Origin of the sequence: Streptomyces sp. JH002 (assembly GCF_050916115.1) — a bacterium.
GTDB classification, from domain to species: domain Bacteria; phylum Actinomycetota; class Actinomycetes; order Streptomycetales; family Streptomycetaceae; genus Streptomyces; species Streptomyces xiamenensis.
On the sequence record NZ_CP087989.1, the window covers coordinates 778,788 to 800,745 of the forward strand.

Annotated in this window: 17 protein-coding genes; 9 read left to right on the forward strand and 8 right to left on the reverse strand. The window is 72.4% G+C overall.

Translation table 11 applies throughout. The features are described 5' to 3' along the window. Positions 1 to 25: 25 nt before the first annotated feature. From H7827_RS03185 to H7827_RS03195, 3 genes are read left to right on the forward strand one after another with little or no spacing between them, the layout of a single operon-like run. Entirely contained in the window at positions 26 to 910 is an 885-nt protein-coding gene (locus H7827_RS03185) for an ECF transporter S component (protein ID WP_432747926.1), read from the forward strand. Continuing rightward, the gene (locus H7827_RS03190) at positions 907 to 2,397 is read left to right on the forward strand and encodes a hypothetical protein (RefSeq protein WP_432742497.1); all 1,491 of its coding nucleotides are present in this window, start codon (positions 907 to 909) and stop codon (positions 2,395 to 2,397) included. Before H7827_RS03185 ends, H7827_RS03190 begins: the two co-directional genes overlap by 4 nt. A 50-nt stretch (positions 2,398 to 2,447) precedes the next feature. After that, on the forward strand, positions 2,448 to 2,927 hold the full coding sequence (locus H7827_RS03195; protein WP_432742499.1) for a DUF4430 domain-containing protein: 480 nt from the start codon (positions 2,448 to 2,450) through the stop codon (positions 2,925 to 2,927). 63 nt (positions 2,928 to 2,990) lie between these two features. On the opposite strand, the gene H7827_RS03200 is transcribed toward H7827_RS03195, so the two are convergent. Beyond that, the gene (locus tag H7827_RS03200; RefSeq protein WP_432742501.1) at positions 2,991 to 5,426 is read right to left on the reverse strand and encodes a glycosyltransferase; all 2,436 of its coding nucleotides are present in this window, start codon (positions 5,424 to 5,426) and stop codon (positions 2,991 to 2,993) included. A 339-nt stretch (positions 5,427 to 5,765) separates the two neighbouring features. Between H7827_RS03200 and H7827_RS03205 the strand changes: the two genes are divergently transcribed. Both H7827_RS03205 and H7827_RS03210 read left to right on the forward strand, forming a co-directional pair. Further along, positions 5,766 to 7,160, forward strand: coding sequence for a flavin monoamine oxidase family protein (locus H7827_RS03205; protein WP_432742503.1), 1,395 nt, complete (start codon positions 5,766 to 5,768; stop codon positions 7,158 to 7,160). A gap of 283 nt (positions 7,161 to 7,443) precedes the next feature. Then, on the forward strand, positions 7,444 to 8,088 hold the full coding sequence (locus H7827_RS03210; protein ID WP_386541697.1) for a hypothetical protein: 645 nt from the start codon (positions 7,444 to 7,446) through the stop codon (positions 8,086 to 8,088). A 99-nt stretch (positions 8,089 to 8,187) separates the two neighbouring features. Here the strand turns inward: H7827_RS03210 and H7827_RS03215 are convergent, their stop codons facing one another. From H7827_RS03215 to H7827_RS03235, 5 genes are all read right to left on the reverse strand, one after another. Continuing rightward, positions 8,188 to 10,221, reverse strand: a complete 2,034-nt coding sequence (locus H7827_RS03215; RefSeq protein ID WP_432742505.1) for a glycoside hydrolase — start codon at positions 10,219 to 10,221, stop codon at positions 8,188 to 8,190. A gap of 65 nt (positions 10,222 to 10,286) precedes the next feature. Continuing rightward, positions 10,287 to 12,317, reverse strand: a complete 2,031-nt coding sequence (locus H7827_RS03220; protein ID WP_432742507.1) for a beta-galactosidase — start codon at positions 12,315 to 12,317, stop codon at positions 10,287 to 10,289. Positions 12,318 to 12,430: 113 nt separating this feature from the next. Next, positions 12,431 to 13,792: an ABC transporter substrate-binding protein gene (locus tag H7827_RS03225; RefSeq protein ID WP_386541718.1), complete on the reverse strand. Its 1,362-nt coding sequence runs from the start codon at positions 13,790 to 13,792 to the stop codon at positions 12,431 to 12,433. A gap of 84 nt (positions 13,793 to 13,876) precedes the next feature. Further along, complete coding sequence (locus tag H7827_RS03230; RefSeq protein WP_030731125.1) at positions 13,877 to 14,788, reverse strand: carbohydrate ABC transporter permease; 912 nt, start codon at positions 14,786 to 14,788, stop codon at positions 13,877 to 13,879. A gap of 8 nt (positions 14,789 to 14,796) precedes the next feature. Next, entirely contained in the window at positions 14,797 to 15,738 is a 942-nt protein-coding gene (locus tag H7827_RS03235) for a carbohydrate ABC transporter permease (RefSeq protein WP_030731123.1), read from the reverse strand. Positions 15,739 to 16,021: 283 nt separating this feature from the next. On the opposite strand from H7827_RS03235, the gene H7827_RS03240 reads away from it, so the two are divergent. The 3 genes from H7827_RS03240 to H7827_RS03250 all read left to right on the forward strand — a co-directional run bounded on the left by H7827_RS03240 (position 16,022) and on the right by H7827_RS03250 (position 18,995). Next, positions 16,022 to 17,014, forward strand: coding sequence for a LacI family DNA-binding transcriptional regulator (locus tag H7827_RS03240; protein ID WP_432747927.1), 993 nt, complete (start codon positions 16,022 to 16,024; stop codon positions 17,012 to 17,014). Between the two features lie 296 nt (positions 17,015 to 17,310). After that, positions 17,311 to 18,378: a ribosome small subunit-dependent GTPase A gene (rsgA, locus tag H7827_RS03245; protein WP_386541719.1), complete on the forward strand. Its 1,068-nt coding sequence runs from the start codon at positions 17,311 to 17,313 to the stop codon at positions 18,376 to 18,378. Positions 18,379 to 18,473: 95 nt separating this feature from the next. Beyond that, positions 18,474 to 18,995 (forward strand): GNAT family N-acetyltransferase, encoded by a 522-nt coding sequence (locus H7827_RS03250; RefSeq protein ID WP_432747929.1) that lies wholly within the window; start codon positions 18,474 to 18,476, stop codon positions 18,993 to 18,995. Positions 18,996 to 19,061: 66 nt separating this feature from the next. Here H7827_RS03250 and H7827_RS03255 read toward each other — a convergent pair whose 3' ends face one another. Beyond that, positions 19,062 to 19,661 (reverse strand): HhH-GPD-type base excision DNA repair protein, encoded by a 600-nt coding sequence (locus H7827_RS03255; RefSeq protein WP_386542099.1) that lies wholly within the window; start codon positions 19,659 to 19,661, stop codon positions 19,062 to 19,064. A gap of 129 nt (positions 19,662 to 19,790) precedes the next feature. Here H7827_RS03255 and H7827_RS03260 point away from each other — a divergent pair, with 129 nt between their 5' ends. Next, the gene (locus H7827_RS03260; RefSeq protein ID WP_432742510.1) at positions 19,791 to 20,519 is read left to right on the forward strand and encodes a flavodoxin family protein; all 729 of its coding nucleotides are present in this window, start codon (positions 19,791 to 19,793) and stop codon (positions 20,517 to 20,519) included. A 115-nt stretch (positions 20,520 to 20,634) separates the two neighbouring features. On the opposite strand, the gene H7827_RS03265 is transcribed toward H7827_RS03260, so the two are convergent. Continuing rightward, a complete protein-coding gene (locus H7827_RS03265) occupies positions 20,635 to 21,894 on the reverse strand; it encodes a right-handed parallel beta-helix repeat-containing protein (RefSeq protein ID WP_432742512.1) in 1,260 nt (419 codons plus the stop codon). Between the last annotated feature and the right edge of the window lie 64 nt (positions 21,895 to 21,958).

Sequence of the window (21,958 nt, forward strand, 5' to 3'; positions counted from 1 at the left end):
CGGCGGCGACGGTAGGCGGCCGGGCATGGACGTGGCCGGCGGCGCGGGCGGCGCCGGAGACACCGGCGCCCCGCGTACGGTCACGCGTGCCACCGCGCTGCGGGTCGGCCCCCGGGCCGCCGTCGTCCTCGCGCTGGCCTCGGTGATCGGGCTCGGCATGTTCTGCTGGCCGCTGCTGGTGCCGCCGCAGCCCCAGGCGGTGGCGCACGCCGGGCAGGCCCCGCTCATGTTCGTGCTGCTGCTGCCGGTGATCCTGGCCGTCGTCCTCGCGGAGATCTCCGAGGGCGGCATCGACCCCAAGACGCTCGCGCTGCTGGGGGTGCTGGCCGCTGTCAACGCCGCACTGCGCCCGCTGGGCGCCGGCACCGCCGGCATCGAGACGGTGTTCTTCCTGCTGATCCTCGCCGGGCGGGTCTTCGGCCCCGGCTTCGGCTACGCGCTGGGCACCATCTCGCTGTTCGCCTCCGCGCTGCTGACCGCCGGGGTCGGCCCGTGGCTGCCGTTCCAGATGATGGCCGCCGGCTGGGTGGGCCTGGGCGCCGGGCTGCTGCCGCGCCGGCTGACCGGGCGGGCGGAGATCGCGCTGCTGGCCGGGTACGGGGTGGTGGCGGCGTACGTCTTCGGCTTCCTGATGAATCTGTGGTTCTGGCCGTTCGCGCTGGGCGACGGCACCCAGCTGTCCTTCGACCCGGAGGCAGGCCCGCTGGAGAACCTGCACACCTTCTTCCTCTACACCCTGGCCACCTCCACCTTCGGCTGGGACACCGGCCGGGCGGTGACCAACGCGATCGCGCTGTGCGTGCTGGGTCCCGCCGTCCTGGCCACCCTGCGCCGCGCCGCGCGCCGCGCCGCCTTCGACGTTCCCGTCACCTTCGCCTCTTCCACCGATCAAGGAGCCATGACCCGATGAGGACCCTGCGCAGACGCGCGGCAGCCGTGCTGCCCGCCGCGCTGATAGCGACCGCGCTGGCGCTGCCCGGCGCCACGGCCCGCGCCGACGAGACGCCGCAGCAGTTGCTGTCCCCGGCCGAGGCCGCCGCCACCTGGGCGGTCGGCAAGCTCACCGATGACACCCACGCGTCCGCCGACCACGGGCTGACCGCCGACATCGTGATGGGCCTGGCCGCGACCGGCACCGCAGGCAACACCGCCGAGCGGGCCACCGACTGGCTGGCGGCGAACGCCGGCGACTACATCCACCGGGGCAACCCGGACGCGGTCAACGCGGGCGGCACCGCCAAGCTGGCACTGGTCGCGGCGATCGAGCACCGCGACCTGTCCGACTTCGGCGGCCACGACCTGACGGGGCTGCTGCTGGACCGCGTGCAGGACACCGGCCGGTTCTCGGACGCCGGGCCCGCCGGGGACATGTCCAACCAGTTCACCCAGTCCCTGGGGGTGCTGGCGCTGGCCCGCACGGCCGAGGGCGCCCCCGGCAGCACCGTGGAGTTCCTGGCCTCCACGCGCTGCGCGGACGGCGGCTATCCGCTGTCGCTGCGCCGCAACCCGGACCGCTGCACCTCGGACACCGACAGCACCGGCATGGCGGTGCAGGCGCTGCTGGCGGTGGGCCGTACGGCGGACGCCGCGCCCGGCCTGGACTGGCTGGAGGCGCAGCAGCAGGAGAACGGCGGCTGGGGCTACAACGCGGCCAGCGCCGCCAACTCCAACTCCACCGCGCTCGCCGTCCAGGCGCTGGCGGGCGGTGGGCGGGACGCCGCCGCCGAGCGCGGCACGGCCTGGCTGCGCGGTGTGCAGGTGGGCTGCTCGGCCGTCGCGGCCGACCGGGGCGCGGTCGGCTACATGGAGCCGGTGGCCGACGGCATGGCGCTGCGCGCGACCGCCCAGGTGATTCCGGCGCTGGCGGGGGTGGCGCTGGGCGACATCGACGGCGCGGGTGGCGCGGCGGAGACGGCGCCCGTCGCCTGCGGCCCGGGTGAGGGCGGTGACGGTGGCGGCGACAGCACGGTCGGCGGCGCGGGTGGCGCGGCGGCCGGTGGTGCGGACGCCGGCGGCGCGGATGTGACCGCGGGCGGCGCCGACGGGGGTGCGGACGGCGGCCTGGACGGTGGCTCCGAGGGCGGTGCCGACTCCGGTACGGACACCGGGGGTTCGGGCGACGACGCGACGGGCGGCGCCTCGGACGGCGCCACCGGTGACCAGGGCGCCAGCGGCGGCCCGGGCGACACCGACGGTTCCGGTACCTCGTCCACCGCCACTTCCGGCACCGCCACCGCCGGCGGCGCGGCGGCCGGCGGGCTGACCCCGGACGGCGGGCTGGCGAACACCGGCGCGAACCCGGTGCCGCTGGTGGCCGCAGCCGCCATGCTGCTGGCCGCCGGCTCGGGCGTGTACCTCCTCGCCCGGCAGCGGCGGCGCGGCGCGCTCCGCCCCTGATGCCTTCTTCCGCCCGTCCCGTACGTTCCGTTCGAGTTCGAGGGAGAACCATGTTCCGTACCGCCACCGTCACCGCGACCGCCGCCGCCGTGCTGGCCCTGGTGGGCGCGGCTCCGGCCCCGTCCACCGGCACCGTCGCCGCCGCCGATCCGGTGACCGTGCAGCTGACCGTCACCGGCCCGGCCGGCACGGTCTTCTCCGACGAGGTGACCACCACCGGACACACCGTCACCCCGCTGACCGGCGGGGCGCACCTGTGCGACGGCACCAACCTGGGCGCCAACCCGGAGCCGGGTGCCACCCCGACCGCCGCGCTGGACGACGCCGCCCAGCAGAACGGCTTCGGCTGGGACGGTGTGTGGTACGCCTCGTTCGACGACTACCTGGTCACCCAGATCGACGGGATCACGCAGACCGCCGACGAGTTCTGGCTGATCTCGGTGAACGGCGCGGCGACCCCGGTCGGCGGCTGCCAGTTCCTGGTGTCGGACGGCGACGAGGTGGCGTTCACCTGGACCGAGATCGACTGATCCGGAGCCACCGCCGGGGCCCGGTACTCCACCGGGCCCCGGCGCCCTCCCGCCGGGCCGCGCTCAGCGCGCCGTGTGCGGGCGTGAGGCGAACAGCTGCCCGCCGGTGGCCAGTTCCAGCTGAACGGTGACGGCGGGGCGGCGGAAGGGACCGCCGCCGGCCGGGACCCGCACGGTGAACGCCGGCCACTGGTCCGCGTTCCGCTCCGGTCCGACCGCCCGGGGCGCGGGATCCCCGGGACGCGGCGGGGCCAGTTCGAGGGCCATCGTGCGCGGCGGGCCGTCCCCGACCGTGACCCGCAGCCGCAGCTCGTCGGGGCGTACCCCGTAGACCCCGACCCGCCCGCGCACCACGAACTCCCGGCGCGAATCGGGGTCCCGGGCGGCCTCGGCCAGCAGCAGCTGGTTCTCCGGGGTGAAGTAGATCCCGCCGGAGTCGATGGCGAGATGACCGCTCTTGGTCATGTACGGGGTGACCAGCCGCAGATGCCCCTCCGCGTCGCTCAGGGGCCGTACCCGCCACAGCTGTTCGGTGGTCAGCCCGGTGACGGCCCGCAGCCGGGTCTCCCGGGTGACGCCGGGGGCGGTCAGCCGCAGGTGCAGGTCCCACACGCCGGGCGGCAGCGGGCTGCCGCCGTCGGCGGTCAGCGGGTCCACCTCCGCCGTGAAGCCGACCTCCGCGGGTACGCCGTGCGCGGGCGCGGCGTCCAGGTCGGTCCGCGGCACGTGGGCCCGCCGGGTGGGCACCAGCACCTGGAGCCCGGACTGGCGCGAGCGCAGGATGAGCTGCGGCTCGGCGCCCTCGCCCGGCACGCTGTCGATCCAGCCGGCTCCGGTCCAGCGCAGGGCCTCCCCGTCCCAGCGCTGGTCCGTGATCATGCCCTGCGCGGCGAGGCCGCGTACGCCGCCGCCGATGTCGAGGGCGAACTTGCCGCCCTTGGTGCGGTACGGGACGACGGAGTCGCCCCCGGCGGCCCGGATGCGGCCGGCGGGCATCACCCACTGGCCGGGGCGGCCGGCCGGTGCGCCGAGCCGTACCTCGCGGCGGACGCCCTGGATGTCGACGACGGCCCACAGGTCCCACACCCCGTGCTCGGGCGGTCCGCCGTCGGCTGCCGTCCCCGGGTCGAGTTCGGCCTCCCAGCCGGCGAGAGCGAAGTCGTAGCGGCCCTGTTTGCCGTGCTCCTCGGTGAGCTGCGGGGTGGCGGTGTGCCGGGTGGGGAGGTCGTACACGCGCCGGCCGTCGCGGCCGCGCAGTTGCAGCCGGGTGCGGACGTCGCGGGTGGAGACGGCGTCGATGCGGGCGTGACCGCTGACGGTCAGGGTGTCGCCGTCCCAGCGCGCGCCGGTGACGGCGTGCCGGGCCTTGAGCCGGTCGGTCATCTCGAACAGCTCGTCGGGGAGACCGGCGGCCGGGTCGCGGAAGAAGGGGTAGGGGCGGAAGACTCTGCCGTTCTCGACGATCTCGGGGTTCTGGCTGTGCTCCTCGAACCGGGCGAGGACTTCGAGCTGCGCGTAGCGGCCTTCGAGGAAGCAGTACAGCCGCAGCCAGGTGAGGGCGGGGAGATGCGGGATCATCTCCGGTTCCCAGTAGGTGTCGCACACCTCGCGCACATAGCGGTAGGTGTCGTCGCGGAAGGCACCGGCGAATTTCTCGGAGGCCGCGACGGGCAGCAGGACCTTGCCCATGATCTGCCGGAAGTGCCGGGCGAGCAACTGGCGGCGGTTGTCCGTGTCGGTGACGCGCTCGGCGATCAGGTCCATCACCCGCTTGACGGGCTCCACCGATTGCCAGGCGCTTCTGTCGCGCAGGGTCAGATGCTGGCCGTCCTCGCGGCGCCGCGCGTAGTAGCAGTCGTAGTCGCCGACCACGGATATGACGTGGGCGGCGAGCATGGCCTCGGTGCAGAACATCTGGTCCTCGCCCAGCCACAGGTCGACCGGGAAGCGGATCCCGTGATCGTTGAGGAGGCTGCGCCGGAAGAGTTTCTGCGGGTTGAGGGAGCGGTAGACGTCGGACGTGTAGAGGTCGGCGCGGGCGGCGTGTTTGAAGGCGAGGACGGACACCTCGCGCCCGCCCAGGCCGGCCATCCGGCCGAGCACCACATCGCTGCTGTTCTCCTCGGCCATGCCCACCATGCGTTCCAGTGCCTCGTCACCGAGCACGTCGTCGGCGTCGGCGATGAAGACGTAGCGGCCCCGGGCCTCGTCGATGGCGAGGTTGCGCGGACCGCTGGGACCGCCGGAGTTCTCCTGGTGGATGACACGCAGGTGAGGAAGACGGGTGGTCCAGCGATCGAGTTCGGCGCCGCTGTCGTCGGTGGAACCGTCGTCGACGGCGATGATCTCCACCCGCTGGGCGCCGATGGTCTGCCGTTCCAGGGATTCCAGCGCCTCGGTGAGATACGGCATGCCGTTGTAGACGGCCATCACCACCGTCACCACGGGTGAGGGCGACGGTTTTTCCGCATCGGTCTTGTTCTGTATCGCGTGGAGCATCGCGGCTTCCTCCCGACCGGGAAGTCGTGGGTGAACAACTGACCCGGGCTGGAGGAGAGATGGGGGGTTCGCGGGTGCACGGCCGAAGCCGGACCACGGCCCCGGTCCCCGGCTCCGGCCTGGGGCGGGCGGCGGGCTTCGCCGCTGTTCGGTGGGGGCCGGCGGGCCATGCGTTCCTGAAACAAACATTAACAGATAGTCAGCATACTGCGTATTTTTCGTGCCTGCCTCATGGCCTCCCGGTGCACATCACGTGTGCATCAGGGCACGATGCGGGGACTAACAGTCCCTCGCGTGCCCGGCCTTGACAGCCGGGCCGGACGGCGGGATAGACACCGCATGAAGCGGGAACGAGGGACCACGGACACCGACGTCGCCGTCATCGGGGCCGGCCTCGCCGGTCTGGTGGCCGCCACCGAACTGACCGCGGCCGGCCACGAGGTACGGGTCGCCGAGGCCAGGTCCCGGGTCGGCGGCCGGCTCGCCGGACTGCGGCTGGGCGGGGTCAACGTCGAACTGGGCGGCACCTTCATCGGCCCGGCACAACAGCGGGTGACCGCCCTGGCCCGCCGACTGGGCGTCAGCACCACGCCCACGTACGACAGCGGCCGTCATGTGCTGCTGCGGCGCGGGCACCTGCGCTCCTACACCGGCACCATCCCCCGGCTGCCGCCCCTCGCGCTGCTCGATCTCGACCGGGTGATGCGGCACTTCGAGCGGCTGGCGCGCACCGTGCCGCCCGGCGAGCCGTGGCGCGCGCCGCACGCGGAGCGGCTGGACGCGCACACCCTCAGCTCCTGGCTGCGGGCCGTGCGCGCGAGTGCGACCACCCGCGCGATGCTCGCCCTGGTGGCCCGCACCACCTGGGGCTGCGAGCCCGGTGAAGTCTCCCTGCTGCACGCCCTGCAGTACGTGCGCGGCTGCGGCGGCCTGCGACCGATGCTGGACGTGGCCGGCGGCGCACAGCAGGAACACTTCACCACCGGCGCGCACACCCTCGCCGAGCGGCTGGCGGACACCCTGGGCGACCGGCTGCTGCTGGACGCGCCGGTCACCGAAGTGGCCTGGGGGAGGAGCGGGGACGGCGCGGTGCTGCGTCTTGCGGACGGCCGTGGCACGCTCCGCGCCCGCCGGGTGATCGTCGCCGTCCCGCCGGCACTGCGGCACGCCATCACCTTCAGCCCGCCGTTGCCGCCACCGTACGCGCAACTCGCCCAGCGCTGGCCACAGGGCGTGCTCGGCAAGGCGTACGGGGTGTACGAGAGGCCGTTCTGGCGGGACGCCGGCCGCTCCGGGCAGGCACTGTCGGACACCGGTCCGGTGTTCATCACCTTCGACGTGAGCCCGGCGCCGCAGGGGCCCGGGGTGCTGCTCGGCTTCATCGGCGGCGACTACGCGCGGGCCTTCGACGCGCTGCCCGCCGAGGGCCGGCGGCGGGCCGCCCTGGCCTCCTTCGGCGCGCTGTTCGGTCCGCGCGCCGCCCGGCCGCTCGCGTACGCCGATCACTCCTGGGGCGGTGAGCGGTTCAGCGGCGGCGGACCCACCGCCGCCGTACCGCCCGGCGCCTGGAGCGCGTACGGGCTGTGGCTGGCCCGCCCGGTGGGCCCACTGCACTGGGCCGGTACGGAGACGGCAGATCGCTGGTCGGGTTTCATGGAGGGCGCGGTCCGCTCGGGCGAACGCGCGGCGGCCGAGGTACGGCGGGAACGGACAGAGCCGGCACGGACACCGTGATCCGGCCCCGGTCGGCTCCGCCCTCCCCCTCACCCTCCCCGGCCGGTCCTCAGCTCACTTCTTCCGGTGCTTACCCGTCGGCGGCGGAGGAGGTATCCGCTCCCCCTGGTTGCCGTTCGCCGGCTTCCCCGTGCCGAGCTCTGGCTCTGGCTTCGCATGCTTTCCCATGTATGACCCCCAGTTTGTACGCATTGCCACCACCATGGTGACGCGCCGCCACACGCTCCGGAAGGCGGCGCTCACCAGCGCATTACCGGACGTACGCGCCCCATAGGGTGATGCCATGACGAGCGCATCCCCCACCTCACCCGTCACGGCCGACGACCTGGAACTGATCGTCCGGCTCGCGGTCCGCACCCTCGGCGAGGCGCCGGACGACGCGTGGGGGCGCGCGGCGGGAGAGCTGGACTGGGACTGCTGGGAGACCGCCGAGCATCTCGCCGACGACTTCTTCGCCTACGCCGTCCAACTCGGCCCGGCCGCACCACCGCAGAACCACTACGTGCCCTTCGCCGCCCGGCAGACCCGCCCCGGCGCCCCCCACCAGAGCATCTACGCGGACCGCGAGGCCGGGCCCGCCGGGCTGCTCCAGGTCCTGGAGGCGTCCGGCGCGCTGCTGGTCGCCATGGTGCGCACCGCCGACCCGGGACTGCGCGCGTACCACCCGATGGGCGTCGCCGACCCCGAGGGCTGGGCCGCGATGGGCCTCGTGGAGGCGTTGGCGCACACCCACGATCTCGCCGCGGGGCTCGGCCTGGACTGGCAGCCGCCGGCCGGGGTCTGCGCCCGCACGCTGCACCGGCTGTTCCCCGACGCACCGCGCGACACCGACCCCTGGCCGACCCTGCTGTGGGCCACCGGCCGCGGTACCCTGCCCGGACGGCCCCGACGCACCGAGTGGCGCTGGCACGCGGCCCCGGCCGACTGACCACATACCGACCGGAGCGCCCGACACCGCCCGGCCGGAACGACGGCGCCGTGGCGCCACGTGGTCGTGGCGCCACGGCGTTTCCCGTGGGATGTGCGGTCAGCGCTTGAGGTCGGTGATCGTCCAGCGCTGGTTGGCACCGGAGTTGGGTGTCCACACCGTGACCGGCGCGCCCTCGTGGGTGGCCTGGCCGCCCACCTCCAGCAGCCGGCCGGTGGCCGCGTTCACCAGGGTGTACGTGCCGTCGCCGGTCGTCGACAGGATCCAGCGGGCCGCCTCGTCGGGACGGCCCCGGTCCTTCTCCAGCACCGCGGCCCCGTCCCGTACCGCCAGCCTCTGGTTCCCGGTACGCGTACCGAGCGTGTACTGCTGCCGGTTGTCGTGGCCCTTGGTGTAGGGGCTCAGGGTCCAGATCTGGTCCCGGTCGCCGGCCACGGGCGTGCTGATCACGGCCCCGGTGCCGTCGTCCGCCACGGTCAGCGCCCGGCCGCTCTGCACCCCGGTGAGCTGGTACGTGTGGCCCGGCTGGACCAGCGCGGCGTCCTTGGCGACGCCCGAGACCCCGTCGATCAGGAAGGTGGTCACCGACTCGGCCGGCACGGTCAGCACGGCGCGGCCGTCCCGTACCCGCACCGCGTCCCCGGTCACCAGTGCGCCGTCCGCGCTGGTCACCACCGGGGTGACGGTGGCGTCGCGGGCGGTCTTCTTGAACTTCGACAGGTCCAGGGTGACGGTGCGCTCCTGCGCGCTCTGGTTGGTGTGCACCACGGTGGCGGCGTCGCCCTCGCCGGAGAGCGCCGCGACGCTCCCCGTGTCGGAGGTCCCGATCAGGTGGTCGCCGGGCTTGATGTAGTGCGTGAAGTTCCGGGCGGTGTTGAACTTCTGATTGGTGTAGATCGGGCAGCTCTCCAGCGTGTCGCCCGCCGTGCAGTCGAACGGCAGCTGGATGCTGCCCCAGTTGCCGCCGAGCTCGGACTCACCGCCCGGCTTCATGTTGTCGTAGTCCTCCACCGGCTGCCAGAACACCCAGGCGGTGGGCTCCAGTTCCCGCAGGTCGCTGGTGATCCGCTCGGCCAGGCCGAGGCCCGGGGCCATCGCCTCGAAGTCCTGGCCGTTGCCCCAGTCGCCCTCGACCTCGCTCATCCACAGCGGCTTGTCCTCGCCCTTGGCGATGTCCCGCACCGTGGTACGGCCGCTCGTGCCGTAGGTGTGCACGTTCAGCTGCTCGACCAGCGCGCGCACCTCGGCCGGGTAGCTCTCCCAGTTGCGGGCGAACGTGGTGGGGTTGGTCTCGTCCATGGCCGAGATCACCGCGTCGGTGCCGGTGCCCTGCTGGGCGAGCCGGGCGGCCAGCGCCCGGATGACGTCCTGCTGCGCCTGCGGCCCGATGTGGGCGCCCTCCTGGCGTCCGCCGACCGGCTCGCCGTCGGCGCCGAGCCGGGTGCTCCAGTAGTTGGTGTTGGGCTCGTTGAACGGGTCGATGGTGGCGAACTCGATGCCGTGCGCGGACTCCAGCCGGTCCACCGCCCCCACCAGGTAGGCGGCGAAGTCGTCCACCCGGTCCGGGCGCAGCTGTTCGTCGGTGGCGTTGAAGCCGCCCGAGACGTAGCCGCTGACGGTCTGGAACCACGGCGGGGAGTTGCTGAACGCCTCCCAGTGGTCGATGTCGTCCTTGATGCGCTCCACCCACCAGCGCTGGGTGGCGTCCGCGTCCTCGTTCCAGTGGTCGGGGTTGTCGGCCTGCCACCAGTCGGTGTCCTCGCGGGTGGTGCCCTCCGGTGCCTGCCACCAGCCCTCGACGGCGCCGCCGGCCCGCAGGTAGTCGGTGACGTCGGGGGCGTTGCCGCCGCCGACGTTGTAGCGGGCGATGTTGAGCGCCAGCCCCTCGTCGCCGAACAGCAGCTCGGCGAGGCGCTCGCGGATCTCGTCGGGGTAGTCGCCCGTGGCGTTGGCGAACCACACCAGGCTCGTGCCCCAGCCCTCGAACTCCTGGCCCTGGTAGGAGGGATCGGGGGTGATGGTGTAGTCGGCGGCGGTCGCGGTGGCCGGTCCTGCGGCGACCAGCGTGCCGGTGGCCAGACTCACCACGCCCAGTGCGGCGGCCAGCTTCCTCGTGCGGAGTGGGCTGTTCATTCCGGTGTGAACCTCTTCTCTGCTCGCTTCGTTGCGATGGGGAAAAGCGGAACTGCGGTGATGGTTCAGGGGAGGTCGCGGCGCAGGACGGCGACGCCGCGGGCGGGCAGCGGGGCGGTCTGTCCGGTGACGAGTTCGCCGTCGATGCCGGTGAGGTCGACCGGCTCCTCGGTGCGGTTGATCAGGAACCAGTACGCGTGCCCCTCGTGGGCCCGTACGGTGAGTTCGACCTTGCCGCGGGCCGGCGCGGGCAGTTCGCCCTCGATGCCGGCGGCCTCCAGCAGCCGGGCCAGCACGCCGGGCAGCTGCTCGTGGCCGAGCCGGGTGGAGATGTAGGCGGCCGAGCCGTTGCCGGTGGCCGGGGTGCGGCGGGTGAGGGCGGGGCGGCCGGCCAGCTCACCGGAGCGGTAGGAGGCCAGGACCTCCACGGACGCCTCGTCGGTGATCTCGATGCGGTCGCTCCACAGGGTGCCGGTGGTGCCGTCGTCCAGTGCGACGCTCTCGCCGGGCAGCAGCGGCGCGAACTCCTCGATGCGGATGCCGAGCAGGTCGCGCAGCGGTCCCGGGTAGCCGCCCAGGTGGGCGTGGTCGTTCTCGTCGACGATGCCGGAGAAGTAGGTGGTGACCAGGTGGCCGCCGCCCGCCACGTAGTCGGTCAGCTCCTTGGCGAGCGGGGCCGGTACGACGTGCAGCACGGGCGCCACGACCAGGTCGTACCCGGCCAGTGCGGTGCCGGTGGGCACCACGTCGGCGCGTACGCCCAGCGCCAGGAACGCCGAGTACCAGTCGAGGGCTTCGGCCCGGTAGCGCAGCAGTTCGGTGGGGTGCGAGTCCTGCTCGCTGGCCCACCACGACTCCCAGTCGAAGAGGATCGCGGCGCGGGCGGGGGCGCGGTCGGCGCCGGCGAGCGGGGCGAGGTCCTTCAGGCGCTGCCCGAGGGTGGTGACGGAGCGGAAGACCTCGCTGTCGCGGCCGGCGTGCGGGACCATGCCGGAGTGGTACTTCTCGGCGCCGGCGGCGGACTGCCGCCACTGGAAGTAGCACACGGCGTCGGCGCCGTGGGCGACGTGCAGCAGCGCGTCGCGGGCCAGTTCGCCGGCGCCCTTGGCGCGGTTGACGGGCTGCCAGTTGACGGCGCTGGTGGAGTGTTCCATCAGGAACCAGGGCCGTCCGCCGGCGATGTTGCCGGTGAGGTTGGCGGAGAAGGACAGTTCGTCCTGGGCCTGCGGGGAGGGCAGGATGTAGTGGTCGTTGGAGACGAAGTCGACCTCGGCGGCCCAGTCCGCGTAGTTCATGCCCTTGGTCTCGCCCATGACCATGAAGTTGGTGGTGATGGGGATGTCGGGGGTGATGCCGCGCAGCAGTTCGCGTTCGGCGCGCAGGTAGTCCTTGAGCGCGTCGGAGGAGAAGCGCTTGAAGTCCAACTGCTGGGTGGGGTTGGGGTGCGAGGCGGCGAGCCGGGGCGGCAGGATCTGCTCCCAGTCGCTGTAGCGCTGGGACCAGAAGGCGGTGCCCCAGGCGTGGTTGAGGCCGTCCAGGCTCTGGTAGCGGCCGCGCAGCCAGGCGCGGAAGGCGCGGGCGGCGTCGTCGGAGTAGTCGTAGAGGTTGTGGCAGCCCAGTTCGTTGGAGATGTGCCAGGCGACGAGGGCGGGGTGGTCGGCGTACCGCTTGGCCATGGCGTCCACCAGGCGCAGGGCGTGCTCGCGGAAGACGGGCGAGGTGGGGCGCCAGTGCTGGCGGGCGCCGGGTGACAGCGTCTCGCCGGTGCGGGTGACGGGGAGGATCTCGGGGTGCTTGGCGGTGAGCCACGGCGGCGGGGAGGCGGTGGCGGTGGCCAGGTCGACGGTGATGCCGCCGGCGTGCAGCAGGTCCATGATCTCGTCGAGCCAGCCGAAGTCCCAGCTGTCCTCGGTGGGCTGGATGCGGGCCCAGGAGAAGATCGCCAGGGAGACGACGTTGACTCCGGCCTCGCGCATCAGCGCGATGTCCTCGTCCCAGACCTCACGGGGCCACTGGTCGGGGTTGTAGTCGGCGCCGTAGCCGATGCCGGGCAGGCGCGGCCAGCGGTGGGCGGCGGGTGCGGGGGCGCGGGTCATCGTGCTCCTTGGTACGCGGTGGTGCGGTGGGACGAGGCAGGGGCCGGTACGGGCGCGGGCGGGCGGTGCGGCCCGCGCCCGTAGGCGGCTGCGGTGGTGTCGGCGGGCGGTGGTCAGTCGTTGACCGTGAAGCCCTGCTCCTTGCCGTAGGCGATGGAGGCGTCCTGCCAGGCCTTGAGGCCGTCGGCGAGGGTGGTGCCGGAGATGTAGGCCTGGCCGGCGGTGTCGTTGAAGATGGAGTTGGCGTAGACCTGGTACGGCAGGTACGACCAGCCGGTGCCGACGTTGGCGGCGGAGTCGGCGAAGATCTCGTTGGCCTTCTGGCCGCCGAAGTAGGGGAATTCGGTGTTGAGGAATTCCTCGGAGTTGAGGTCGGCTGTGGTGGCGGGGAAGGCGCCGGCGTCGGTGCGGACCTTCACGCCGTCACCGACGTTGAGGTACTCGACGAAGGCGTAGGCGAGCGCCTGGTTCTTGCCGGCGCTGGGGATGGCCATGGAGCTGCCGCCGTTCTCGGCGCTCACGTTGGCGCCCTCCTCCCACTGCGGGAGCGGGGCGGCGCGCCAGTCGCCGGCGGCGTTGGGCACACCGGACTCGAAGTTGGGCGGCATCCAGGCGCCGGTGGCGAGGGTGGCGAGGCTGCCGTCGCCCAGGCCCTGGTACCACTCGTCGGTCCAGCTGGTGATGGGGGCCAGCAGGTCCTCGTCCAGCAGCTGCTGCCACAGGTCGGTGTAGGCGGTGGTGCCCTCGTCGGAGAAGTCGATGGTGACGTCGGTGCCGTCCACGGTGTAGGGGCGCCCGCCGGCCTGCCAGATCATGCTGGTGGCGGCGCCGCCCTCACCGGTGTCGTTGGTGATGTAGATGTCCGGGTCGGCCTCGTGCAGGGCGCGGGCGGCCTCCAGGTACCCCTCCCACGTGGTGGGGACCTCGATGCCGTGCTCGTCGAAGACGGTCTTGTTGTAGAACAGCGCCATCGGGCCGGAGTCGGTGGGCAGCGCGTAGATGCCGTCGCCGGACTGCACTGCGCTCCAGGGGCCGGGCGAGAAGGTGCCCTCCAGCTGGTCGGCGCCGAGCGAGCCGAGTTCGGTCAGCGCCCCGGAGAGGGTGAACTGGCCGAGCGCGTAGTACTCGATCTGGGCCACGTCGGGGACTCCGGAGCCGGCCGATATGGCGTTCTGGAGGGCCGTGTACTGGTCCTTGTTGGTGCCGGCGTTGACGACGTTCACCTTGACGTTGGGGTGCTCGTCCATGAAGGCCTGGGCGGCGGCGGGCAGGGTGGCCTCCCAGGACCACACAGTGAGGGAGCCGCCCTCTTCCAGGGCCGCCTCGACGTCGGCCGGGGTGAGGCCGGAGGACGTGCCGCCCCCGCCGCCCGCTCCGTCGCCGTCGTCGGAGGAGCCGCAGGCGGTGACGCCCAGGGCCAGGGCGCCGACCACAGCGGTGGTCCGCACCAGACGGCGCACAGTGGTGTTGCTCATGGTGTCCATCTCACTTCTTTGTCAGATTTCACAGGAACGGGGGGACGGGGGGTCGTGCGGGAAGGCAGCGGGTGCCGGGCGCCGTTACTCCTTGACGCTTCCGGCGGACAGGCCCGACTGCCAGTAGCGCTGGAGCAGCAGGAAGGCGATGACCAGCGGGATGATCGTCAGCAGGGAGCCGGTGATCACCAGGTTGAAGATGGCCTCGCCGCCGGCGGTGGCGGCCTGGTCCTTCCAGGAGTTGAGGCCGACGGTCAGCGGGTACCAGTCCGGGTCCTTGATCATGATCAGCGGCAGGAAGTAGTTGTTCCAGGTCGCGACCATGGTGAACAGCAGGACGGTGACGATGCCGGGCGCCAGCAGCGGCAGGCTGACCCGGAAGAAGGTGCCGATCTCGCTGGACCCGTCGATGCGGGCGGCCTCCAGCAGTTCGGTGGGGATCGCCTCGGAGGCGAAGACCCACATCAGGTAGAGGCCGAACGGCGAGATGAGCGAGGGGATGATGACGGCCCAGGGGGTGTTGGTGAGCCCCATCTGGCTGAACATCAGGAAGGTGGGGATCGCCAGCGCCGTGCCGGGGACGGCGACCGCCCCGATGATGACGGCGAACACCCCGCGCTTGCCGGGGAAGGTGAACTTGGCGAGCGCGTAACCGCCGAGCACCGCCAGCAGGGTGGCGCCGCCGGCCCCCGCCACCACGTACAGCAGGGTGTTGAGCAGCCAGCGCACGAAGGCGCCGTCGTTGTAGCTGAGGGTCTTGCCGATGTTGTCCCACAGCGCGAAGTCGCCGCTGAACCACAGGCCGAAGGAGTCGAACAGGGACCCCTGGGTCTTGGTGGCGTTGATGAACAGCCACACCAGGGGGACCAGGGTGTACACCAGGACCAGGCCGGTGAGCAGGGTCAGGGTGAGGCTGCGGCGCGGCCGGTTGACGCTGTGGGGCGGGCGCGGGCGGCGCGGGGTGCGCAGCCGTACGGCGGAAGCCGGGGTTCCCATCGCGTGGCTCACGCTTCCTTTCGCATGCCGCGCAGCTGCACGGCGTAGGCGATGATCATGGTGAAGACGCCCATGATGATCGCGACCGTGGCGGCGTAGTTGTGCTGCTGGCCGGAGAAGGACAGCGAGTAGGTGTAGAGGTTGGGCGTGAAGTACGTGGTGATCGCGTTGGGGGCCAGCTTCTGCAGGATGGACGGCTCGTTGAACAGCTGGAAGGAGCCGATGATCGAGAAGATGGTGGCGATGACCAGCGCGCCCCGGATGGCGGGGAGTTTGATGGCGGTGATGACCCGCAGCTGGCCGGCGCCGTCGATCTCGGCGGCCTCGTAGAGGGAGTGCGGGATGACCCGCAGCGCCGAGTAGAAGATCAGCATGTTGTAGCCGATGAACTCCCAGGTGACGATGTTGCCGATGGCGGCGAGGATCAGCTCCGGGGAGAGCGGGTCGGGTATCGAGACCCCGAACGCGTCGTTGATGTTGCCGATCAGTCCGAAGCGGGAGCCGTACATGAAGCTCCACATGATGGTGGCGACGACGGCGGGCACCGCGTACGGCAGGAAGATCGATATCCGGAAGAAGTTGGTGCCGTAGAGCCGGCCGCTGTCCAGGGCGAGGGCCACCAGCAGAGCCAGGAAGAGCATGATCGGCACCTGGACGGCCAGGAAGAGGCTGACCCGGCCGAGCGCGGACCAGAACTGCGGGTCCTCGAAGGCCCGCTGGTAGTTCTCGAAGCCCACGAAGGTGGTGCCGCCGACCAGTTGGTCGCGGAAGAGGCTGAGGTAGATCGAGTAACCGATGGGTGCCAGGAACACCAGGGCGAAGACGGCCATGAACGGCCCGATGAAGCCCCAGCCGGTCCAGGAGCGCCGGTCGCGCTGCCGCCGGGGCGAACGGGCCGGGCTGGAGCTTCCCGCTCGTCCCGCTCCCCGGGGCGGTGACAACGTTGTCATGGCCGAATCCTTGTTCCGTCGTGCGGAATGTTTACGTAAACATGTTGGATTATGTTTACGTAAACATCAATGGCTGGATGCTTACACTGCTCCCTGATCGCCGTCAAGAGTTGATGTATGACGTCACAGCCGTGTAGGCAGTGCAGCAGCGCGGCCGAGGCACGAGGGGAACGTGATCGCTCAGGTGGCCAAGGATCAGCCAGAGCCGGCGACGGAGCCGGCCACCGCACCGGTGCCCGGGGCAGCCGCCGTACCGGCACCGCGGCGTACCCAGCGGGTGTCGATGGCCCATGTCGCCCGGCTCGCCGGGGTCTCCTCGCAGACCGTCTCCCGGGTCTCCAACGGTCACCCGGGCGTCGGTGAGGAGACCAGGTCGCAAGTGCTCACCGCCATGAAACAGCTCGGCTACCGCCCCAACAGCGCGGCCCGCGCCCTCAAACGGGGGGAGTTCCGGACCATCGGCGTCATCCTGTTCACCCTCGCCACCACCGGCAACGTCCGCACCCTGGAGGCGATCGCCGCCTCGGCCGCGGGCGAGGGGTACGCGATCACGCTGATCCCGGTCAGCGCCCCCACCCAGGACGGGGTGCGCGGCGCCTTCACCCGGCTCGGCGAACTCGCCGTCGACGCCGCCATCGTGATCATGGAAGTCAGCCTGACCGACGTCGAGGTCCTGCCGCTGCCCCCGCACGTCCAGGTCGTGGTCGCCGACTCCAACGCCGGCGACCGCTACAGCGTCGTGGACACCGACCAGGCCGGCGGCACCCGCGAAGCCGTCCAGCACCTGCTGGACCTCGGCCACCGCACCGTGTGGCACATCTCCGGGCCCCCCGAGTCCTTCGCCGCCCAGCGGCGGGTGCGCGCCTGGCGCACCACCCTGGAGGAGGCCGGCCGCGAGGTGCCGCCGATGGCGGCAGGCGACTGGAGCGCCGAGTCCGGCTATCGCGCCGGACTGCTGCTGGCCCGCAACCCCGCGTGCACCGCCGTCTTCGCCGCCAACGACCAGATGGCGCTCGGCCTGCTGCGCGCCCTGCACGAGGCGGGCAAGTCCGTGCCGGGCGATGTGAGCGTCGTCGGCTTCGACGACATACCCGAGGCCGGTTCCTTCCCGCCCCCGCTGACCACCGTCCACCAGGACTTCGCCGAGGTGGGGCGGCGGTGCGTGGCCGGGGTGCTGCGCAAGATGCGCGAGCAGCACGCGCCCGAGCGCGGCACGACGCTGGTGCCCACGCACATGGTGATCCGCGAGAGCACCGCCCCGCCGCCGCGCGGCTGAACCGCGACGGGGCGCGGACGGCGGGGCACGGACGGCGGGGCGCGGGAACCGGGAAAAACGGACGGCCCGAACTCACTGGCAGCGCCGGCCCGCCCGGTGCTACGGTGTGCGGACCGCGACACGTGGGTCGCGCACCGGATGAGCTGAGGGAGGTGAGGTTGATGGCTGCGAACGAGACCGTTGCCGCGCGCAACGCCCGGACCATGACCACCCTCACATCCCGGGCCCCGGTCTGATTCCACGATTCTCCGCGTTTTCACACCGCAGGGGCCCCTTGTCCGCAAGGGTTACCACCGTTGTCTGACGTTTTTCCCGACGTGCTCTCCGGCTATGGCTGGAACACGTCACTCGAAGAGGACTTCACCCCCTACCGCACCGAAGGCCTGACCCCGGCCCGTATCGTCCGCGTGGACCGCGGCCGCTGCGAGGTCATCACCGGCGAGGGCGCGCTGCACGCCGACTCCCGTGCCGTCACCGCCCCCTGCACGGGCGACTGGGCGGCACTGCGCGGCGACCGCGTCGAGGCGCTGCTGCCCCGCCGTACCGCCATCGTCCGCGCCGAGGCCGCGCGGACCTCACGCGGCCAGGTGCTGGCCGCCAACGTCGACACCATCGTCGTCACCGTGCCGCTGGCCGACGCCATCTCCTCCGACCGGCTGGAACGGCTGCTCGCCCTGGCCTGGGAGAGCGGCGCCCGGCCGGTGATCGCCCTCACCAAGGCCGACCTCAGCCCCGATCCGCAGGCCGACCGGGCGGAGGCGGAATCACTGGCGCCGGGCGTGGAGGTGTTCCCCGTCGCCGCGCCCAGCGGCGAGGGCATGGACGCGCTGCGCGCCGCGCTCAGCGGCACCGTCGCACTGCTGGGCACCTCGGGCGCCGGCAAGTCCACCCTGGGCAACGCGCTGCTGGGCTCGGCGGTGCTGCGCACCGGCACGGTGAGCACCGCGCAGCACGGCAAGGGCCGGCACACCACCGTCAGCCGCGAACTGGTGCCACTGCCCGGGCCGGGCGGCGGCACGCTCATCGACACCCCGGGGCTGCGCGGGGTGGGCCTGCACGAGGCGGGCGCCGGTCTCCAGCAGGCGTTCGCGGAGATCGAGGAACTGGCCCGCGCGTGCCGGTTCGCCGACTGCGCGCACGACAGCGAGCCCGGGTGCGCCATCCAGCGGGCCATCGAGGACGGCGAACTGCCCGAGCGGCGGCTGGCCAGCTACCGCAAACTGGAACGCGAGGGCCGCCGGGCGGCGGCCCGGCACGACGACCGGCTGCGCGCGGTGCTGCACAAGGAGACCATCAACCGGCAGAAGGCCATCAGCCGCCATCTGCGCTCGGTCTACGGCAAGGACGGAGGCCGGCAGAAGTGAGCGAGGACCCGAACACCGTGCCGCACCGCGAGCACGGCGCCGACCACCGTTCCCGGCGCTACACCCTGACCCCGGCCGTCCCCGAGGAGAAGAGCATGTGGACCACCCGAGCCGAACACCCGGGAAGTGCCGGTACGGCGGACCGTGCGGCCATCCGCGATGTGCTGCTGGAGGCGTTCCCGACGCCGCTGGAGGCGGACCTGGTGGAGGCGCTGCGGGCGGACGGAAGCGTGTGGCTGCCGGAACTCTCGGTGGTGGCGCAGGCGCCGGACGGCACGATCGCCGGCTATGCGCTGCTCACCCGTGGCCGGGTGGACGGTGAGCCGGTGCTCACGCTCGCCCCGTGTGCCGTACGGCCGGAGTTCCAGCGGCAGGGCGCGGGAGCGGCGGCGATCCGGGCGGTGCTGGCGGCGGCCGGCGCCCGGGACGGGGAGAACCTGGTGACGGTGCTCGGACACCCCGGGTACTACCCGAGGTTCGGCTTCACCCCGGCCTCGGAGTTCGGGATCCGGGTCGGTTTCGAGGTGCCGGACGAGGCCGTCATGGCGCTCGCCCTGGACCCGGGGCGGCCGGTGCCGGCCGGAACGATCCGCTATCCGGAGGCATTCGGCGTGTGAGGTGCGCGGCCCGTTCCGTCCCCCGCGTATACGCGGGGGACGGAACGGGCCGCCGTGCCCCCGCCGCTACTTCTTGGCCGCCGCCCGGGCGGCCTTGGCGGCCTGCTTCATCTCCTGCTTGTGGGAACGGACCTTGTCCAGGGACTCGGGCCCGGTGATGTCGGCGACCGAACGGTAGACGCCGTCCTCCCCGTAGTCCCCGGCCGCCTCCCGCCAGCCCTGCGGCCGTACCCCGAACTGCTTGCCGAGCAGCGCCAGGAAGATCTGGGACTTCTGCTTGCCGAAACCGGGCAGTTCGGTGAGCCGCTTGAGGAGTTCCGCGCCGGTGGCCGCGTCCCGCCACACGCCTTCGGCGTCCCCGTCGTACCGCTGCACCAGGAAGCGGCACAACTGCTGGACGCGCCCGGCCATCGAACCCGGGTAGCGGTGCACCGCCGGCTTGGCGGAGAGCAGTGCGGCGAACTCCTCCGGGTCGTGCGCGGCGATCTCCCGCGCGTCCAGATCGTCCCCGCCCATGCGGGTGGCGATCGTGTAGGGGCCGGCGAAGGCCCACTCCATCGGGACCTGCTGGTCCAGGAGCATCCCCACCAGGGCGGCGAGCGGGCTGCGGCCCAGCAGCGCGTCGGCCGCCGGCTCCTGTGCGAGACGGATCGTGACGTCGCTCATGGGGGGCACTCTACGGCGCGGCCCGCTCCCCGCCCGGTACATCCGCCGCGTCACCACCCGTCGCGTACGGGTGAATCGCGGGCGGGGGGCCGGTATGCCGCCCGGCCCGTACGCCCGTTCTCCCGTCCCATGGAGGGCGTGAGCGATGAGACCCCTCTGCGATATGACAACCTGCGCGCGCTGTATCTGAACTGCACGCTCAAACGGTCGCCCGAGACGAGCAACACCGGCGGGCTGATCGACATCAGCCGGGCCGTCCTGGAGTCCCAGGGAGTGCGGACCGAGGTGGTGCGGGCGATCGACCACGAGATCGCCACCGGTGTGTGGCCGGACATGACCGAGCAGGGCTGGGAGCGGGACGCCTGGCCCGCGCTGTACGAGAAGGTGCTGGCCGCCGACATCCTGGTGCTGGCCGGGCCGATCTGGCTCGGCGACAACAGTTCGGTGATGAAGCAGGTGATCGAGCGGCTGTACTCGTGCTCGGCGCTGCTGAACGACCGGGGCCAGTACGCCTATTACGGGCGGGTCGGCGGCGCGCTGATCACCGGCAACGAGGACGGCGTGAAGCACTGCGCCATGAACATCCTCTACAGCCTTCAGCATCTGGGGTACACGATCCCGCCGCAGGCGGACGCCGGGTGGGTCGGCGAGGCGGGGCCCGGACCCTCGTACCTGGACCCGGGCTCCGGCGGGCCGGAGAACGACTTCACCAACCGCAACACCTCGTTCATGGCGTGGAATCTGATGCATCTGGCCGCGCTGCTCAAGCGCGCGGGCGGGGTTCCGGCGCGGGGCAACATGCGCACCGAGTGGGAAGCGGGCTGCCGCCCGGGCGCGGCCTCCCCCGAACACCGCTGAGCGGGCCGGGCGGTGGCCTCTCCCCCGAGGGCCCCGGTGAAGGGCACGGAGGAGAGGCCGCCGCGGCCCGTGTCGGGCCCGGGGCCCTCGGTCCGGCGTTCCGGTGGTTTCCGGGTCAGGGCCGGGCGCCGATCTCCTGTCCGTCGCGCGGCACCAGGAAGTCGGTGGCGGGGATCGAGCCGTCCGCCGCCCTGGCCCCGGTCACCAGGGCGGTGTCGGTGGACAGGACCGAGCCGGTGCCCCAGTCTCCGCCGAGGTTCCAGGAGTTGCCGGTGGCGGTGGAGTTGCCGAGGTTGACGGCGCGGGCGTCCGCGATGGACAGGTTCGCGGTCAGGGTGGAGTCGGAGCGGTTGACCTGGTAGCCGGTGTCACCGTTGCGGAACGTGGTGGTGCGGGAGATCGTCAGCGCGCCCGGGTTGCCGTTGTCGGTGATGCCGTCCTCCGCGTTGTCGAAGGCGATGGAGTGGGTGAGGGTGTGCGCGGCGGCCGGGCCCGGGCTGCCGCCGCCCATCTTGAAGCCGTTGCCGTCGCCCTCGAAACCGGGGAAGTCCCAGTGGTTGAAGCCGTTGCCCCAGGCCAGGGAGTTCTCGATGGTGATGGCCGACTCGAACAGCCAGGCGTCGAACCCGTCGTCCGCGTTGCGCCACAGCCGGGCCCCGACCACCCGGTTGCCCTCGCCGCGGCCCTCCTTGATGCCCAGGCCGTCGGCGCTCTCCCCGTTCTTGCGCGGATCGTGGTTGTCGTAACTGTCGAGGTTCTCGATCAGGTTGCGGCTGGAGTCGCCCTGGAGCTGGAAGCCGGTCTCGTAGTTGTCACGGGTGGTCAGGTTCGTGAACGCGTTGTCGTTGCAGCCGTCGCAGTAGACGCCGTACGGGCCCTTGGTGAGTTCGAGGCCGTGGATGCGCCACCACGACGCCTCCTGGTGGATGGCGCCGCGCTGCGGGCGCGGGATGCTGCCGCCGACCGGGGTGTGGCTGGCGGGCAGCAGATCGCCGTCGATGATCACCCGCTCGTCCTGGTAGGGGCCCAGGGTGATGGGAGCGGCGGAGGTGCCGGAGGTGAGGATCTGGATGTTGGTGGTCAGGGCGTACGTTCCGCCGCGCACCGCGATGACGTCGCCCGGCCGGGCGCGGCCCACGGCGGCCTGAAGGGTACGGAGCGGGGCGGCGACCGTACCGGCCGCGCCGTCGTCGCCGTCGGTGGCGACGACGATGGTCGGGTCGGCGAGCGCGGCCCGGGCGGCGGCCGGCGCGGGGGCGGATGTGGCGCCGGGTGCGGTGGCCCGCGCGGGATCGGGGGCGGCGTGCACGGGCTGTGCCGTGACCACCAGGGCCGCCGCACCGAGCAGCGCGCCCACCGTCGTACCGAGCTTCATCTGGTGTCCTTCCGGAGCGGGAGGTTCGCGTGATCACCTCTGCGTCGCCGCCCGCCCGAAGAAG

Bases quoted from the DNA above. Each gene is read 5' to 3' on its own strand.
- H7827_RS03200 (WP_432742501.1), bottom strand. From the start codon at position 5,426: ATGCTCCACGCGATACAGAACAAGACCGATGCGGAAAAACCGTCGCCC.
- H7827_RS03220 (WP_432742507.1), bottom strand. From the start codon at position 12,317: ATGACCCGCGCCCCCGCACCCGCCGCCCACCGCTGGCCGCGCCTGCCC.
- H7827_RS03235 (WP_030731123.1), bottom strand. From the start codon at position 15,738: ATGACAACGTTGTCACCGCCCCGGGGAGCGGGACGAGCGGGAAGCTCC.
- H7827_RS03240 (WP_432747927.1), top strand. From the start codon at position 16,022: ATGGCCCATGTCGCCCGGCTCGCCGGGGTCTCCTCGCAGACCGTCTCC.
- H7827_RS03230 (WP_030731125.1), bottom strand. From the start codon at position 14,788: ATGGGAACCCCGGCTTCCGCCGTACGGCTGCGCACCCCGCGCCGCCCG.
- H7827_RS03255 (WP_386542099.1), bottom strand. From the start codon at position 19,661: ATGAGCGACGTCACGATCCGTCTCGCACAGGAGCCGGCGGCCGACGCG.
- H7827_RS03185 (WP_432747926.1), top strand. From the start codon at position 26: ATGGACGTGGCCGGCGGCGCGGGCGGCGCCGGAGACACCGGCGCCCCG.
- H7827_RS03210 (WP_386541697.1), top strand. From the start codon at position 7,444: ATGACGAGCGCATCCCCCACCTCACCCGTCACGGCCGACGACCTGGAA.
- H7827_RS03260 (WP_432742510.1), top strand. From the start codon at position 19,791: ATGGAGGGCGTGAGCGATGAGACCCCTCTGCGATATGACAACCTGCGC.
- H7827_RS03195 (WP_432742499.1), top strand. From the start codon at position 2,448: ATGTTCCGTACCGCCACCGTCACCGCGACCGCCGCCGCCGTGCTGGCC.
- H7827_RS03215 (WP_432742505.1), bottom strand. From the start codon at position 10,221: ATGAACAGCCCACTCCGCACGAGGAAGCTGGCCGCCGCACTGGGCGTG.
- H7827_RS03190 (WP_432742497.1), top strand. From the start codon at position 907: ATGAGGACCCTGCGCAGACGCGCGGCAGCCGTGCTGCCCGCCGCGCTG.
- H7827_RS03250 (WP_432747929.1), top strand. From the start codon at position 18,474: ATGTGGACCACCCGAGCCGAACACCCGGGAAGTGCCGGTACGGCGGAC.
- H7827_RS03265 (WP_432742512.1), bottom strand. From the start codon at position 21,894: ATGAAGCTCGGTACGACGGTGGGCGCGCTGCTCGGTGCGGCGGCCCTG.
- H7827_RS03225 (WP_386541718.1), bottom strand. From the start codon at position 13,792: ATGAGCAACACCACTGTGCGCCGTCTGGTGCGGACCACCGCTGTGGTC.
- H7827_RS03205 (WP_432742503.1), top strand. From the start codon at position 5,766: ATGAAGCGGGAACGAGGGACCACGGACACCGACGTCGCCGTCATCGGG.